This is a genomic window from Nevskia ramosa DSM 11499, assembly GCF_000420645.1.
Lineage (GTDB): Bacteria > Pseudomonadota > Gammaproteobacteria > Nevskiales > Nevskiaceae > Nevskia > Nevskia ramosa.
This window is the reverse complement of sequence record NZ_ATVI01000009.1, coordinates 39,911-55,355: the sequence shown is the minus strand read 5'-3', so window position 1 is coordinate 55,355 and position 15,445 is coordinate 39,911. Positions and strand designations below refer to the sequence as shown.

General features: G+C 64.1%; 13 protein-coding genes. 7 read left to right on the top strand and 6 right to left on the bottom strand.

The features are described from left to right. Positions 1-30: 30 nt before the first annotated feature. The 4 genes from G513_RS0115510 to G513_RS26400 form a co-directional block, all read right to left on the bottom strand. Positions 31-1,356 carry a replication-associated recombination protein A gene (locus tag G513_RS0115510; RefSeq protein ID WP_022977774.1) on the bottom strand — a complete coding sequence of 442 codons (1,326 nt, stop codon included), beginning with the start codon at positions 1,354-1,356 and terminating at the stop codon, positions 31-33. A gap of 24 nt (positions 1,357-1,380) precedes the next feature. Continuing rightward, positions 1,381-2,082 (bottom strand): outer membrane lipoprotein periplasmic chaperone LolA, encoded by a 702-nt coding sequence (lolA, locus tag G513_RS23420; RefSeq protein ID WP_022977773.1) that lies wholly within the window; start codon positions 2,080-2,082, stop codon positions 1,381-1,383. A 153-nt stretch (positions 2,083-2,235) separates the two neighbouring features. Continuing rightward, positions 2,236-2,811, bottom strand: coding sequence for an SRPBCC family protein (locus G513_RS23415; protein WP_022977772.1), 576 nt, complete (start codon positions 2,809-2,811; stop codon positions 2,236-2,238). Positions 2,812-2,969: 158 nt separating this feature from the next. Continuing rightward, entirely contained in the window at positions 2,970-5,459 is a 2,490-nt protein-coding gene (locus G513_RS26400; RefSeq protein ID WP_022977771.1) for a DNA translocase FtsK, read from the bottom strand. Positions 5,460-5,670: 211 nt separating this feature from the next. Here G513_RS26400 and G513_RS0115490 point away from each other — a divergent pair, with 211 nt between their 5' ends. The 5 genes from G513_RS0115490 (at position 5,671) to infA (ending at position 9,013) form a co-directional block, all read left to right on the top strand. Continuing rightward, positions 5,671-6,003 carry a hypothetical protein gene (locus G513_RS0115490; protein WP_028475612.1) on the top strand — a complete coding sequence of 111 codons (333 nt, stop codon included), beginning with the start codon at positions 5,671-5,673 and terminating at the stop codon, positions 6,001-6,003. Positions 6,004-6,051: 48 nt separating this feature from the next. Then, positions 6,052-7,215, top strand: a complete 1,164-nt coding sequence (locus G513_RS0115485) for a GNAT family N-acetyltransferase (protein WP_022977769.1) — start codon at positions 6,052-6,054, stop codon at positions 7,213-7,215. Positions 7,216-7,220: 5 nt separating this feature from the next. Beyond that, positions 7,221-7,973, top strand: coding sequence for a leucyl/phenylalanyl-tRNA--protein transferase (aat, locus tag G513_RS0115480; protein ID WP_022977768.1), 753 nt, complete (start codon positions 7,221-7,223; stop codon positions 7,971-7,973). Between the two features lie 37 nt (positions 7,974-8,010). Beyond that, a complete protein-coding gene (locus G513_RS0115475; RefSeq protein WP_028475611.1) occupies positions 8,011-8,730 on the top strand; it encodes an arginyltransferase in 720 nt (239 codons plus the stop codon). 64 nt (positions 8,731-8,794) lie between these two features. Next, the gene (gene infA / locus G513_RS0115470; RefSeq protein WP_022977766.1) at positions 8,795-9,013 is read left to right on the top strand and encodes a translation initiation factor IF-1; all 219 of its coding nucleotides are present in this window, start codon (positions 8,795-8,797) and stop codon (positions 9,011-9,013) included. Positions 9,014-9,158: 145 nt separating this feature from the next. On the opposite strand, the gene clpA is transcribed toward infA, so the two are convergent. Together clpA and clpS are read right to left on the bottom strand one after the other, a co-directional pair. Further along, entirely contained in the window at positions 9,159-11,447 is a 2,289-nt protein-coding gene (clpA, locus tag G513_RS0115465; protein WP_022977765.1) for an ATP-dependent Clp protease ATP-binding subunit ClpA, read from the bottom strand. A 348-nt stretch (positions 11,448-11,795) separates the two neighbouring features. Next, positions 11,796-12,125 (bottom strand): ATP-dependent Clp protease adapter ClpS, encoded by a 330-nt coding sequence (gene clpS / locus G513_RS0115460; RefSeq protein WP_022977764.1) that lies wholly within the window; start codon positions 12,123-12,125, stop codon positions 11,796-11,798. 152 nt (positions 12,126-12,277) lie between these two features. Here clpS and gspC point away from each other — a divergent pair, with 152 nt between their 5' ends. Continuing rightward, positions 12,278-13,201 carry a type II secretion system protein GspC gene (gspC, locus tag G513_RS0115455; protein ID WP_169560668.1) on the top strand — a complete coding sequence of 308 codons (924 nt, stop codon included), beginning with the start codon at positions 12,278-12,280 and terminating at the stop codon, positions 13,199-13,201. Positions 13,202-13,261: 60 nt separating this feature from the next. After that, on the top strand, positions 13,262-15,436 hold the full coding sequence (gene gspD, locus G513_RS23410; RefSeq protein ID WP_022977762.1) for a type II secretion system secretin GspD: 2,175 nt from the start codon (positions 13,262-13,264) through the stop codon (positions 15,434-15,436). The last annotated feature ends 9 nt before the right edge of the window (positions 15,437-15,445 follow it).

The window sequence follows — 15,445 nt, the reverse complement described above, 5'->3', positions numbered from 1 at the left end:
AAGAAATGATACACACAATGAAGAGGGAGGTCAGCGGGCCGGCTTTTGTCGCGACACGGCCCGCAACTGCGCCAGCCGCTCGCCGATCTTGATTTCCAGGCCGCGCGGCACCGGGCTGTAGAACTCGGTGCCGATCAGCGCATCAGGCAGGAACTGCTGGCCGGCGGCGACGCCATCGGCTTCATCGTGGTCGTAGCGATAGCCATCGCCATAGCCGAGACCTTTCATCAGCTTGGTCGGCGCGTTGCGGATGTGCATCGGCACTTCCAGCGAGCCGTGTTTCTCGACGGCCGCGCGAACGTTCTTGTACGCGCGGTAGACCGCGTTGCTCTTGGGTGCAACGGCCAGATAGACGACGGCCTGCGCCAGTGCCAGTTCGCCTTCCGGGCTGCCGAGCCGCTCGTAGGTGTCCCAGGCGGAAATGCACATCGCTTGCGCGCGCGGATCGGCGAGGCCGATGTCCTCTACGCTCATGCGCAGCACGCGGCGCGCCAGATAGCCGGGATCGACGCCACCATCGAGCATCCGCGCGAACCAGTACAGCGCCGCATCGGGATCGCTACCGCGTACCGATTTATGCAGCGCGCTGATCTGGTCGTAGAAGTTCTCGCCCTGCTTGTCGAAGCGGCGCAGACCGCGGCCGATCAATTGATCGAGCAGCGCATCGTCCTTCTTGCCCGCGGCGCGGCTCAGTTCGACGGCGGTTTCGAGCAGGATCAGCGCGCGGCGCGCATCACCATCGGCGGAATCGGCAATGCGCTCGATCCAGGCCTCGGGCAACGCATCAGCGGCCTCGCCCATGCCGCGCTCGGGATCGGTCAGCGCGCGTTTCAGCAGCGCGCTGATCGCATCGGCATCGAGCGAACGCAGCACGAACACGCGCAGCCGGCTGAGCAGCGCGCCGTTGAGTTCGAAGCTCGGATTTTCGGTGGTCGCACCGATCAGGGTGACCGTACCGTCTTCGACATAGGGCAGCAGCGCGTCCTGCTGGCTCTTGTTGAAGCGATGGATCTCGTCGATGAACAGCACCGTGCGCCGCGGTGGCTTGGCGTTGCGCTCCATCTGCGCATTGATCATCGCTTCGCGGATGTCCTTGACCCCCGCCATCACCGCCGACAAGGTCAGAAACTGCGCATCCGAGTGATTGGCGATCAATCGCGCCAAGGTGGTTTTGCCGACACCGGGCGGGCCCCAGAACACGATCGACGGAATGCGGCCGGATTCCATCGCCACCCGCAGCGGCGAGCCCGGCCCGAGCACATGCGCCTGGCCGACGACTTCATCGAGCGTGCGCGGCCGCATTCGCTCGGCCAACGGCGCATGCGCGTTCAGGACTGCGTCCGCTCGCTCACGCATCACGAAGCGTCGCGTGTCGATCCATCAGGGTGTTGCAGCACCGGCCTTCGGCGGGCTGTCGCCATCGACCACTTCCGTGCCCTTCGGCGGCACGAACTTGAACTGCGCGTCGTCGATTTTCTGATTGGTCTTGATCGCGCTGAACTTCACTTCCGACGAGCCCCCGATCGGATCTTCGAAGCGCATCCGCTGCGGCGCGCCGGCCTTGTCGAGCGTCAGTTCGATCAGCTTGAAATCGCCATCCTTGGCCTTGGGCAGCAGGCGCACGATACGCCAATCACCATTACTGGCGCCTTCGCTGCCGCCGTCCTGCACGACGAAAGCCTCGCTGAGGCCGCCGCGCTGGGACAGCAGCGCCGCTGGCGTACCGGCCAGCGCATCGCGGGCATTGCGCACGGTCACCTGATTCAAGTCAGGGTCGAACGCCCAGAGCTTCACGCCGTCGCAGATCGACAACTGCTCGTACGGTTTTTCGTAGGCCCAGCGGAAGCGACCGACGCCAGTCTTCGCCGATGCAGGCGGACGTGCAAGCAGAAACAGGCCACTGCTGCGAGCCGTGACCTTGTGGCGGTCGTCCGTCTGGGTTTGCTCGAAGTGCGCCTCGAAGGTCTGCACGCCGTCGACGAAGCGCTTCAGCGCGTCCTGCGCGGAATCAGCGCCAGCGGCAGACACAGCCGTCGACGACAGAAGCAGGACAGCCAGCAGCGATGACAGCGATCTGATCATGGGAGGCCACGCGGTACCAAGAGTGAGACGACGAAATTATCGCCTGTCGGCTGAAGCCCCGCTGAGCGACCACATCGAGCCCCATCGATTCAGCCTGCAGAAACGGGAAAAGGCCCCGAAGGGCCTTTTCCTTATCGCTACGAAGTGTGTCGCTTACTTCGTTTCGAGAACCTTCTTCAGGTTGTCGAGACCGCCGGTGTAGACGCCCTCGATGGTCGTCGTCGCGGTCGCGTCGTCGGCGCCCTTAGCCTTGAACTTGCTCGACCAGGTCACGGTGCTGCCAGCGCCGTCGGCGGCGACAGTGAGGGTCGACGAGTAGTCGCTGACCGGCAGCGGGCCTTCGACGATTTCATACGAGAAGGACTTGGCGGCGTCGTCCAGCGCGGTCAGCTTTTCCTTGATCGTGGTCGGGGTTTCGCCGGCCAGCGTCAGCTGACGCACGGCGCCAACGGTGTTGTTGGTGCCTTCGACGATTTCCGACTTGGCGATCGCCGGGTGCCAGGTGTTCATGCCATTGAAGTCCTTGACCTTGGCCCAGACGGCGTCGGCCGGGGCAGCGATCGAAACCGACTTGCTGACCGACAGTTCGGCACCAGCGGCGGCCGGCGCAGCTTCAGCAGCAGCCGGGGCGGCTTCGGCCGGAGCGGCTTCCGGAGCCGGGGCCGGCTTGCAGCCAGCGGCGAGAACGGAGACCAGCGTGACGGCAGCAGCGGCGTAAATCGACTTCATGGATTGAATCCTCTCGGGAATTTAAATGTGTACAGATCGGGATGTGCCCCTTTGCGCCCGGCATCGATCTGGGTCGATGCTCACGCAAGGCCGCGTAATTTGACACAGCAGCCCTGTTCGGGAAAGCGGGACAACTCTCGAACGAGCTGCCGAGGTGCTCAGTCCCGGCCGCCAGGCCCGAGGATTTCGCGGTTGCCGCCAGGGCCGGAGGGCCCGACGATGCCCGCCGCTTCCATCTGCTCGACCATGCGCGCGGCGCGGTTGTAGCCGATCGACAGACGCCGCTGCACCCAGCTGACGCTGGCCTTGCGGGTCTCGAGCACGATCGCCACAGCCTTGTCGTAGAGCGGATCGGATTCGGCATCGGCCGCGCCCGGCTCTGGCGCAGCGCGTTCTTCCGGCTCGCCGTTGAGGATGTCGACGATGTAGTTCGGCTCGCCGACCTGCTTGAGATAAGCGACGACCTTGTGCACCTCGTGATCGTCGACGAAGGCGCCGTGCAGACGCTGGATGCGGCTGGCGCCGATCGGCCGATAGAGCATGTCGCCGTGGCCGAGCAGCGTCTCCGCACCCATCTCGTCGAGGATGGTCCGCGAGTCGATGCGGCTGGCGACCTGGAACGCGACGCGGCTCGGGATGTTGGCCTTGATCAGGCCAGTGATCACGTCGACGCTGGGGCGCTGGGTGGCGACGATCAGATGAATGCCGGCGGCGCGCGCCTTCTGGGCGATACGGGCGATCAACTCTTCGACCTTCTTGCCGACCACCATCATCATGTCGGCGAGCTCGTCGATGACGATGACGATGTGCGGCATCGGCTCCAGGCTCGGACCGAGCACCGGGCCGGACAGCTCGGCATCGGCGAACAGATCCGGAATCGTCGACAGCGGATCGGAAATCGGCTCACCAGACTCGATCGCGTCGAGCACCTTCTTGTTCAGGCCGGCGAGATTGCGCACGCCGAGTGCCGACATCAGCCGGTAGCGGCGCTCCATCTCGGCCACACACCAGCGCAGCGCGTTGGCGGCGTCCTTCATGTCGGTGACGACAGGCGTCAGCAGATGCGGAATGCCCTCGTAGACGGACAGTTCCAGCATCTTCGGATCGATCAGGATCAGGCGCAGTTGCTCGGCCGTGGCCTTGAACAGCATCGACAGGATCATCGCGTTGATCGCCACCGATTTGCCGGAACCGGTGGTACCGGCGACCAGCAGATGCGGCATCTTCGCCATGTCCACGGCGACCGGATTGCCGGCGATGTCCTTGCCCATGCCCATGGTCAGCGGCGATGTGGCGCTGGTGTACGCGTTCGACGCCAGAACCTCGGACAGGCTGACCATCTCGCGCTTCTGGTTCGGAATCTCCAGGCCGATGACGCTCTTGCCTTCGATGACCTCGACCACGCGGACGCTGGCCACCGACATCACGCGAGCGAGATCGCGCGACAGATTGGTGATCTGCGAGCCCTTCACACCGGAAGCCGGCTGCAGCTCGAAGCGGGTGATCACCGGGCCGGGCATCGCGTCGACGACCGTGCCCTTGACGCCGAAGCTGGCCAGATGGCGTTCCAGTTCACGTGACAGGCGATCGATTTCCTCGGCCGTATAGCGGCGACCGCCCGGCTTCGGCGGATCGAGCAGGTACAGCGGCGGCAGCGGCTCGCCGTTGAAGGCTGGCACCTGAATCGCATCCGGCTTCACCGCTTTCTTCGGCTTCGGCGCGGCCATCACCAGCTTGGATCCGGCCGGGATTTCCACTTCGGTTTCGACCTCGGTCGCCCATGGCGGAGCTGGATCGGGCGGCAGCGCAAACGAAGGCGTGACCACGGCAACGAGTGGTGGCACCGGCTCTTCGCGGTCGTCAGCCCGGTCGACGATCGGCAAGGGCTCGATGGCGGCCAGATCGAGTTCCGGGTTGGACAGCGAAGGCTCGAAGCGCGGCTTGCGGCGGCGCGGCTCGCGGACCGCCGGTTCATCGAGCGCGACGTCCACTTCACTGCCGATCACGTCGGCAATCTGATCATTGCTGCGCTGGGCACGGCGCAATTGACGCCGCTCCCACCAGGCCATCGCCCGGTTGCCGATGGCATCGAGCACGGCCAGCCACGAAAACACCATCGCCAGCGGCAACGCGGCGACGAACAAGGTCAGCAACAACAACGTCGCGCCGACCGGATTCAGCACGCTGCGCAGGCTGTTGCCGAGCAGGCTGCCGGCAATGCCGCCACCGCCCTGAGGCAACCAGCGGCTAGCGTCGCCGCCGTACATCGCGGCTAGTCCCGCCAGGCTCAGAGCCGAAACGAACCAGGCAGTGGCCCGCAAGCCCAGGGGCAGGTGCATCGGCGAATCGAAACCGCGGAAGGCGCGCAAGCCCAGCCACAACACAGCCCAGGGCGACAGGAATGCGACATAGCCGACACAACTCAGCAGGCCGTTGGCGAGCCAGGCACCGGCGGCACCGGCAAGGTTGCGGGTTTGATGACCGACCCCGGACGAGGACCAGCCCGGATCATCCGGATGGAAACTCAGCAGCGCGGCCAGCAGGAACACCGCGACGCCGACGCAGATCAGCAGCACCGCCTCGTTGGGCAGGCGTTCGATCCAGGTGGCATCGGCGGCGGGCACCGTCGAGCCAGCCTTCCGCGTCAAGGGTTGCGCGGCTTGTTTCTTGCTACCAAAGCGAAAGAAGCGGGCGATAGAAGGCACGGTGAAAGGACGTCGGGAATGGTCGGAGTATATCAGCCGACTTCCGGTACTCCGGCGACCACACAGGCCTTGAAATCGCGCCGGTCAGCGTCATGTTTCTGTCAGACAAGAACTGCCATTAACTGCCAAAAATCTGGAACTCGGAGGGTTTGCGATGACTATGGAAGTGCGTCATTTCGTGCTGGCCCCGGACGGTGCAATCCGTGAATTTTCCCCGGCCGAAGCCGCGTTGATCGCGGCCGGCTCCAACAAGCTGCCTGAGTTTGCCGAGCGTCGCGTGCGTTATCTGCAGGTGTCCTGGGATGATGAAGCCGCTGCCGAGATGAAGATCCAGACGGCGGGCGCTGCCATCAAGTTCGACTCCGATGGCCGTCTCGCCGAAGCGGCTCCGCCGTCGGACGAAGAAAAGATTTCCCGCTTCGAGCACGACACCTGCGTGCAATGGGCGCTGCGTGGGGCCGAGGTCGCAGCACTAACGTTTCACTGAGGCCAGCCTCCCTCAGCAACCGGACGTTCCGGAACCCGCAGCGACGCAATGCGCGTCAGACATCTCGACCGCGTCGCGTCGCTGCCCGCCGAGCAGTGGAACGCGCTGTTCCCGGCTGCCTATCCGTTCACGCGGCATGCCTTCCTGAGTGCTCTGGAAGAACACGGTTGCGTGAGCCCGGAACTGGGTTGGTCGCCGTGTCATGTCGTGCTCAGCGATGAGCTGGGTATTGCCGCCATCGCGCCGCTGTATGCGAAGGGCCATTCCTACGGCGAATTCGTGTTCGATTTCGCCTGGGCCGACGCCAGCCGGCGCATCGGCCAGTCGTACTACCCGAAGTTGATCAATGCGATTCCGTTCACGCCGTGCAGCGGGCCACGGCTCGGTGCTCGCGACGACATTGCCCGTCACCTGATCGCCGGTCGACTGCCCGATATCGCCCGCTCCGCCGGACTGTCCGGCTGCCATGCGCTGTTCGTCGACGACGCCGACTTTGCGGCGTATCAGAGTGCCGGACTGGTCGAACGCAACGATGTGCAATTCCACTGGTTCAACCAAGGGCCAAACGGCGCCTATCGCGATTTCACCGATTTTGTTTCGACCTTCACCAGCGACAAGCGCAAGAAGATTCTGCGCGAGCGCCGCCGGGTCGCCGAGGCCGGCATCCGCTTCGAGATCCGTGCCGGTCACGAGTTGAGCGAAGCCGATTGGACGCGGGTATATGCGCTGTATGCGAGCACCTACGCCGAGCGCGGCCAGGCGCCGTATCTGACCCCGGAATTCTTTCTCGACTACGGACGACAGACCGACACGCCGGTTAGACTCGTGCTGGCATACGAGGACTCGGCAATGGTGGCAGTGGCGATCACGCTGCGCGGTGGCGATACGCTCTACGGGCGTCACTGGGGTGCGGCCGATCGCTATCACAGCCTGCATTTCGAGACCTGCTACTACCAAGGCATCGATTACTGCATCCGCGAAGGCCTGCAGCATTTCGATGCCGGTGCCCAGGGCGAACACAAGCTGGCACGCGGCTTCACGCCGCAGATCACCCGTTCGGCGCACTGGCTGGCCGAGCCGCGATTGTTCGATGCGGTCAGCGATCATCTCGAACGCGAGCGCGCGTATGTCGAACAGCGCGAAGCGCTGCTCGACGAGCACACGCCGTACAAGCGCATCGTGAATCCGGCCGGGGCAGCCCAAGATGAGTAACCGGGATGGATAACCCGGTCCGCCTGCACTGGCTGGACCCGCGTGACCCGAACCAGCCTTTCCCTCCGCCGAATCGCGCGATGCGCGATCCCAACGGGCTGCTGGCGATTGGCGGTGATCTGTCTGTCGACCGACTGCTGCGCGCCTACTCCGGCGGCATCTTTCCCTGGTACAACCCGAACGAGCCGATCCTGTGGTGGTGCCCGGACCCGCGTGCGGTGCTGGAGCCGGATCAGTTTCACATCTCGCATTCGCTGGAAAAGCGCATCCGCAAGCCGGATTACGCGGTGACGCTCGATCGCGCTTTCGGTGAGGTGCTCGACGGCTGCACCGAATCGCGACGTGGCAGCCACGGCACCTGGCTCGGCGCCGACATGAAGCGTGCCTATCTGGAATTGCGGGAAGCCGGCCATGCCCATTCGGCCGAGGTCTGGCGCGACGGCCGGCTGGTCGGCGGGCTGTATGGCGTCGCGCTCGGCCATGTGTTCTTCGGCGAATCGATGTTCAGCACCGAGACCGACTGCTCGAAGCTGGCGCTGTACTGGTTGTGCCAGCAATTGAAGTCCTGGTCTTTCGAGCTGATCGATTGCCAGATCGCGTCCCAGCATCTGCGCACTCTCGGCGCGGTGGAGATTTCCCGCGAGCGCTTCCTGTCGCGGCTGCGCGTTGCGCTGCAATCGCCATCGCGGGTCGGTCTCTGGCGTTACGACATCGAGGTGCCGGACTTGCAGCAGCACTTTTCCGGGCTGCTGGCATGAGCCTCTGGCGCGCACCGTTCTTGCATCGGTTTTCGCCATGACCATGCAAAGCCTCCGCCTGCTGATGGGAAGCGCGCATGCCTGCGGCTACCTGCCGGAGCGACATGCACGCAGCGCCTTCGTCGATCCGGCGTTTCCGCTGGAACCGGCGCTGTACGGCGCGCTGCTCGATCAGGGCTTCCGGCGCAGCGGCGATTACGCCTATCGCCCGATGTGCCTGAACTGCCGCGCCTGCCAGTCAGCGCGCATCGTGGTCGGCGAGTTCGTGCCGGATCGCGCCCAGCGCCGTTGCTGGAAGCGCAACGCCGACTTGGTGCTGTCGATCAAGACGACGCTCAACGACGAGCATTACGCGCTCTATCGCCGCTACCTCGCCGCCCGCCATCGCGATGGCGGCATGGATCCCGACGATGCCAAGGCCTTCGAGGAATTCCTCGCCTGCGGCTGGGGCGCGACCGAGTTCTGGGAGTTCCGCGCCGGCGATCAGCCGGACAGCCCGTTGATGGCAGTGTCGGTGGTCGATCGCGTACCGCGCGGCCTGTCCGCCGTCTACACCTTCTTCGAGCCGGAAGCACCGACCCGTGGCCTTGGCACCTACGCGATCCTCAGTCAGATCGAACAGGCCCAGATCCAGCGGCTGCCCTATGTCTACCTCGGCTACTGGGTGCCCGACAGCGCGAAGATGGACTACAAGAAACGCTTCCATCCGCTGCAAGTGCTGCGCAACGGCAGCTGGCAGGATCTGGTTGACATTTGAGGCAGGAATTGCCAGTCCGGGTTCGTTCCCGGATAATCCCGCCTCCTCAAACTCCGTGGCCCTAATGGCAAAAGAAGATCACATCGAAATGCCCGGCATCGTCGCCGAAACGCTTCCGAACACGACGTTCCGGGTCAAGCTCGAAAATGGCCATATCGTCACCGCCCATATCTCCGGGCGCATGCGCAAGAACTACATCCGCATCCTGACCGGCGACAAGGTCACCGTGCAGCTGACGCCGTACGACCTGACCAAGGGTCGGATCACGTTCCGCGACAAGTAACGTTTCTGCTGCATTGAAACGTCATCCCCGCGCAGGCGGGGATCCAGTTCAAGCGTCTGCTGCCTACCCAGCCAATTTCCCGGCCGGGAGCGACAGCCAAGAAAAAGCCCGCTTTCGCGGGCTTTCTCGATTCAGCGCTGAAGCGTCAAGCCGGTTCGACCGCCACCACCGACTTCTCCTTGGCCTCGATCTCGAAGCCGATCTTGTCGTCGTCGGTGACCTTGACGGTGACGCGACCACCATGGGCGAGCTTGCCGAACAGCAGTTCCTCGGCGAGCGGACGCTTGATGCTTTCCTGGATCGTCCGCGCCATCGGCCGGGCACCCATCTTGACGTCGTAGCCGTGCTCGCACAGCCAGTCGCGCGCTTCCTGCTCGACATCCATCGTCACGTGCTTGGCCGCCAGCTGTTCCTCGAGCTGCATCAGGAACTTGTCGACCACGCGGGCGATCTCGCGCTTGCCCAGCGGCGCGAACGGGATGATCGCGTCGAGACGGTTGCGGAATTCCGGCGAGAAACCGCGACGAATCACTTCCAGCGCATCGGTCGAGTGGTTCGCTTCGGTGAAACCGATCCCGCGCCGTGAAGATTCCTCGGCACCGGCATTGGTCGTCATCACCAGGATCACGTTGCGGAAGTCCGCCGCGCGGCCGTTGTTGTCGGTCAAGGTGCCGTGATCCATGACCTGCAACAGCAGGTTGAACACGTCCGGATGCGCCTTCTCGATTTCATCGAGCAGCACCACCGCATGCGGATGCTTGATCACCGCTTCGGTCAGCAGACCGCCCTGATCGAAACCGACATAGCCCGGAGGCGCGCCGATCAGGCGCGACACCGTATGCCGCTCCATGTACTCGGACATGTCGAAACGGATCAGCTCGATGCCCAACTGGCTGGCCAGCTGGCGCGTGACTTCGGTCTTGCCGACACCGGTAGGACCGGCGAGCAGGAAGTTGCCGATCGGCTTGTCCGGATTGCCGAGGCCTGAGCGCGCGAGCTTGATGCACGAAGACAGTGTTTCGACCGCAGCATCCTGGCCAAAGATCACCAGCTTGAGATCGCGTTCCAGGGTGGCCAGGCGGTCCTTGTCGCTGGACGACACGCTCTTCGGCGGAATCCGCGCGATCTTGGCGACGGTTTCCTCGATGTCACGAACCTGCACGGTCTTGCGACGCTTGGCCTCGGGCAGCAGGCGCAGGCGGGCTGCGGCTTCGTCGATGACGTCGATCGCCTTGTCCGGCAGATGCCGATCGGTGATGTGCTTGGCCGCCAGTTCGACGGCGCTGCGGATCGCACCGCTGGTGAAGTGCACCTGGTGGTGCTCTTCGAAACGGGCGCGCAGGCCTTCGAGAATCTGGATCGTTTCCGGCACGCTCGGTTCCGGCACGTCCACCTTCTGGAAGCGCCGCGACAGTGCGCGATCCTTCTCGAAGATGCCGCGGTATTCCTGGTAGGTGGTCGAGCCGATGCAACGTAACTCGCCGTTGGCCAGCATCGGCTTCAGCAGGTTCGACGCGTCCATCACGCCACCGGAAGCCGCACCGGCGCCGATGATCATGTGAATTTCGTCGATGAACAGGATCGCGCCCGGGGTCCGCGCCAATTCCGAGATCACGCTCTTGAAGCGCTTCTCGAAATCACCGCGGTACTTGGTACCGGCGATCAGGCTGCCTAGATCGAGACTGAAGACGATGCCGTCCTTCAGCAGTTCCGGCACGCGGTTCTCGGTGATCAGCCAGGCCAGGCCTTCGGCGATCGCGGTCTTGCCGACGCCGGCTTCACCGACCAGCAGCGGATTGTTCTTGCGCCGGCGGCAGAGCGTCTGCATCACTCGCTCCATCTCGTGGGCGCGGCCGATCAACGGATCGATCAGTCCCCGCATGGCGCGCTGGTTGAGGTTGACGGCGAACTGCTCGAGCGCGGACTTGCCGCTGCTCTTGCCGGACTCATCCTTGTCCTCGTTGTCGTTCTGCTGCTCCTGCGGCGCGGCCGGTTGGTTGTTCTTGGCGATGCCGTGGCTGATGTAATTGACGACGTCGAGGCGGGTCACGCCCTGCTCGTTGAGCAGATAGACCGCGTGGGTGTCCTTCTCGGCGAACAGCGCCACCAGCACGTTCAGCGTCGACACACGCTTCTTGCCGGAAGCCTGCACGTGATAGATCGCCCGCTGCAGCACGCGCTGGAAGGACAGCGTCGGCTGTACTTCCTGGTTGCCGCCGGCATCCTTGTTCGAGTGGATGTTCTGGGTGATGTATTCACGCAGGCCGGTTTCCAGCTTGTCGAGATCGCCACCGCTGGCGGTCAGCACTTCGCTGACGTTGGAGTCGGACAGCAATGCCAACAGCAGGTGTTCGACGGTCAGCAACTCATGACCGTCACTACGCGCCGCAAGGAATGCGGCATCAAGAGCTTTCTGCAGTTCATCGCTGAGCATGGTCGCTTCCTGAACGGGTGATGTCGGTACGTTGGGGCAGTGATGGAGGCTTTTCCAGCCCCATCATGCAATGTCGTCAACCGAAATAGGAGTACGCAAAAGGCGCACCATTTCGAAACCGTTGAGACAAGGGCGACGATGCCCCGTGATTCTGCCGGCAAGCGGTATCGATTGCGGGCGCAAACGTCGTGAGCCGTTCAGTCGGCATGCCGACAGCGATTTCGAACGATGGCCTGAAGCTGGCTTGAAACGGTGCTCGGGCAGGCAGAGGCGGGAAAACGTCACCGCCCATGTGTCAGAAAGGCGACGAGCGCCCGCAGCGAACGAAGATCCGAATCGGGTCTGGTCTTAGACCTTTTCCATCACCGTCAGCAAGGGATGGTGGTTCTTGCGCGCGAAGCTGTTGACCTGGGCTACCTTGGTCTCGGCAATTTCGGCCGGAAAGATGCCGGCCGTGCCGCGCCCGACCTGATGAACCTGCAGCATGATCTGCACGGCCTGTTCGCGCGTGTGATGAAAGAACGTTTGCAACACTTGCACGACAAACTCCATCGGCGTGAAGTCGTCGTTGATCATCACCACCTTGTACATCGGCGGCTGTTGCAGGCGCGGTTTCGCCTCATCGACGATGAGGCCGGTGCCGGAATCCTGATTGCTTCGAGTGTCGCGGTCTGACATGGCTGAAGTGTACCGAATTGTCCAGCGCTGCCGAAGCCGGAGGCCGCTGGCAGCAATCTTGTAGACGGAGCGAGCGCAGCAACTCCGTTCGATGTCTCGTGGCTGCACCACATTATTCCCGCCGCTGTCAAAGCCCCGTTATCATGCCGCCGATGGCCACTTTTTCCCGTTCACGACTCAATGCCCTGCCCGGCGCAATGCCTGCGCTCGCGGCTCGCTATGGTCGTCGCCTGCCGGATCTGGCGAATCTGCTGCTGGTCCTGGTGATCGCCAAAATCGCGGCGAGTCTGGTCTGGGCCCTGGTTCCGGTACCGGAAAGCGCCCAGTGGCAACCGGCAGCGGCCACGTCACCGCGTACCGCTGCCAAGGCGGGTGTCGATCTTGGCAGGGTTGCCAACGCTCATCTGTTCGGTCAGTACACGGCGCCAGCCGATCCTGCGCTCTCCGATCTCGCCGCCGCGCCGGATACCCAGCTGAACCTGACCCTGCTCGGCATCCTGTCGAACGGTCGCAACGACAAGGACCGCCAGTCGCGGGCACTGATCGCCACCCAGGGTGGCGACGAGAAGCCTTATGCCGTCGGCGACGACATCGCCCGCGGCGTGCAGTTGCAGGCAATCTTCCCGGATCGCGTCATCCTGCTGCGCGGCGGCAAGCTGGAGACGCTGCGGCTCGACAAGGACAACCCGGGCGGCAGCCTGCTGCCCTCGCAGGTCAGCGACGATCTGGTCGAAACTCCAAACTCCGACGGCGAGAGCGACATCCTGACCTCGCTCGGCGAGATCCGCTCGGAAATCCTGGCCGATCCGTCCAAGGCCGCCAATTACATCCGCGTGCAGCCGGTCAACACCGGCGGCGGCCTGTCCGGTTACCGCATCTATCCAGGCCGCGATCGGGCGATGTTCGCGGCGGCTGGCCTGCGACCCGGCGATGTCGTCACCTCGGTGAACGGCGTGGCATTGAACGATCCGTCCCGCTCGCTGCAATTGCTGACCGATCTCAGTCAGAGCGCCCAGATCAATCTCACCGTCGATCGCGGCGGCCAGCCACAGAACTTCAGCATCAATCTCGAATAAGTGACACCGGCGGCTTCATCAGCTCCACCGCCGTAACCGAATGCTCTTCCGATCCTCGCCATGAACGCACGCAATACCCTGAAACAGACTGTGCTGACGCTGTCCGCAGCACTGCTCGTGGCGGCCACCGGCAGCGCGGTGCTGACCCAGGCCCAGGCCCAGGGGCGCAACCGCGGTGCGGAAGTCACGCTGAACCTGAAGGATGCGGAAATCTCGACGCTGATCGCGACGGTCAGCGAAGTGACCGGCAAGAACTTCATCATCGATCCTCGCGTGCGCGGCAAGGTCACCGTGGTATCGGCCAGCCCGATGGATGCCGCGGGCGTCTACCAGACCTTCCTGGCCGTGCTGCAGGTGCAGGGCTTCGCGGCGATCCCGGCCGGTGACGCGATCAAGATCGTGCCGGAAACCAACGCCCGTACCGACGGTGGCGGTCTGATCTCCAATGGTCGCGGCGTACCCTTCGACGAGATCGTCACCCACGTCTACACGGTGCAGAACGTTTCGGCTTCGCAGCTGGTGGCGATCCTGCGGCCGCTGATCAGCCAGTCCGGCCACTTTGCGGCCTATGCCGGCAACAACTCGCTGATCATTTCCGACCGCGCCTCGAACGTCATGCGCATCGAGCGTTTGATCGCGCAGATCGATCAGAGCGGCGATCGCGAGATCGAAGTGGTCAAGCTCGAGAACGCTGCCGCCACCGACGTGGTGCGCATCCTCACGACCTTGTCGCAGGCCAGCAAGCAGGCCGATCCAACCGCCCAGACCGGCGTCGTCATTGCCGACGAGCGCAGCAACAGCGTGTTGATCGGCGGCGAGAAAGGCGAACGCAGCCGGATGGCCGAAATCGTCCGACGCCTGGATCAGCCCGGCCCGAGCGGCGGCGATACCCAGGTCTTCTATCTGAACTACGCGAGTGCGGAAAACCTGGCGCCGATTCTGGAAGGCTACGCCCAGGCAGCCAGCGCCAGTTCGCGTCCCGGTGCCAGCGCCGCGGCAGGCGGCGCGGCACCAGCCGCAGCATCGTCCAGTGGCGGCGGCGCCGATGGCACCCGTGTGATCGCCGACAAGGACACCAATTCGCTGGTCGTCACCGCGGCGCCGAAAGCGATGCTGGCGATCCGCAACGTCATCAGCCAGCTCGATATCCGCCGCCGCCAGGTGCTGGTCGAAGCGATCATCGCCGAAGTCAGCGCGACCAAGGCCAGCGAACTCGGCCTCGATTACGCGGCCTACAGCCCGAGCACCGGCGCGATCACCGGCATCCTCAACCAGAGCACCCAGGGCGCCTTGTCGTCGCTGGCCACGGCAGCCAGCGGCGCCGCCAGTACCGGCGCCGCGGTGGCCACCGGTGGTGCCAGCACCTTGGTCACGGCGGCTGCGTCACTGATCGGTTCCGGCGCCACGGCCGGCATCGGCGGCTTTACTTCCGGCGGTTCGTTCTTCGCCGTGCTCCTGCGCGCACTGGCTTCCGATGGCGACACCAACATTCTCGCCACGCCGCAGCTGACCACGCTCGATAACGAGGAAGCGAAGCTGTCGGTCGGCCAGGAAGTGCCGTTCCTGACCGGCAGCTTCTCGAACACTGGCAGCGGCGGCGCCAACAACGGTTCGGTCAACCCGTTCCAGACCATCGAACGCAAGGAAGTGGGCCTGAAGCTCGGCATCACGCCGACGGTCAACGAGAACAACGGCATCAAGCTGAAGATCGATCTGGAAAGCTCCGGTATCGCCAGTGGCGGCGCCGGCACCGCGAGCCTGATCACCAATAAGCGCACGGTGACCAATTCGGTGTCCGTGGAAGGCGATCAGATCCTGTTCATCGGCGGCTTGATCGACAACCAGCTGACCGATTCGCAGAGCCGCATCCCGCTGCTGTCGAGCATTCCGGTGATCGGCGCGCTGTTCAAGTCGCGCTCGGTTCGCAAGGCCAAGACCAACCTGATGATCTTCATTCATCCGGTGATCCTCGACGACCGCAAGGACGCCGACTACTACACCCGCAAGCGCTATGACGGTGTGCGCAACGCCGAAATCCGCGCCGCGCAGGGCGCCGTGCCGCTGATCGGTGGCGCGCGTCCGGTGCTCGCACCGTTCGAGAACTACGCGGCCGACCAGCAGGCGGCCAAGGACGCGAATACCGTTTCGCCGCCGATGGTCCAGGAGCCGGGGCCTGAACAGGTCCCAACTCCAGCGCCCGGCACGGCCGCACCGCCCGCACCGTCTGGCAACTGAGCCGAAGGC

Excerpts from the sequence above, each read along its gene's own strand:
- G513_RS0115510 (WP_022977774.1), bottom strand. The coding sequence starts at position 1,356 with ATGCGTGAGCGAGCGGACGCAGTCCTGAACGCGCATGCGCCGTTGGCC.
- lolA (WP_022977773.1), bottom strand. The coding sequence starts at position 2,082 with ATGATCAGATCGCTGTCATCGCTGCTGGCTGTCCTGCTTCTGTCGTCG.
- G513_RS23415 (WP_022977772.1), bottom strand. The coding sequence starts at position 2,811 with ATGAAGTCGATTTACGCCGCTGCTGCCGTCACGCTGGTCTCCGTTCTC.
- G513_RS0115490 (WP_028475612.1), top strand. The coding sequence starts at position 5,671 with ATGACTATGGAAGTGCGTCATTTCGTGCTGGCCCCGGACGGTGCAATC.
- G513_RS0115485 (WP_022977769.1), top strand. The coding sequence starts at position 6,052 with ATGCGCGTCAGACATCTCGACCGCGTCGCGTCGCTGCCCGCCGAGCAG.
- aat (WP_022977768.1), top strand. The coding sequence starts at position 7,221 with ATGGATAACCCGGTCCGCCTGCACTGGCTGGACCCGCGTGACCCGAAC.
- G513_RS0115475 (WP_028475611.1), top strand. The coding sequence starts at position 8,011 with ATGACCATGCAAAGCCTCCGCCTGCTGATGGGAAGCGCGCATGCCTGC.
- infA (WP_022977766.1), top strand. The coding sequence starts at position 8,795 with ATGGCAAAAGAAGATCACATCGAAATGCCCGGCATCGTCGCCGAAACG.
- clpA (WP_022977765.1), bottom strand. The coding sequence starts at position 11,447 with ATGCTCAGCGATGAACTGCAGAAAGCTCTTGATGCCGCATTCCTTGCG.
- clpS (WP_022977764.1), bottom strand. The coding sequence starts at position 12,125 with ATGTCAGACCGCGACACTCGAAGCAATCAGGATTCCGGCACCGGCCTC.
- gspC (WP_169560668.1), top strand. The coding sequence starts at position 12,278 with ATGGCCACTTTTTCCCGTTCACGACTCAATGCCCTGCCCGGCGCAATG.
- gspD (WP_022977762.1), top strand. The coding sequence starts at position 13,262 with ATGAACGCACGCAATACCCTGAAACAGACTGTGCTGACGCTGTCCGCA.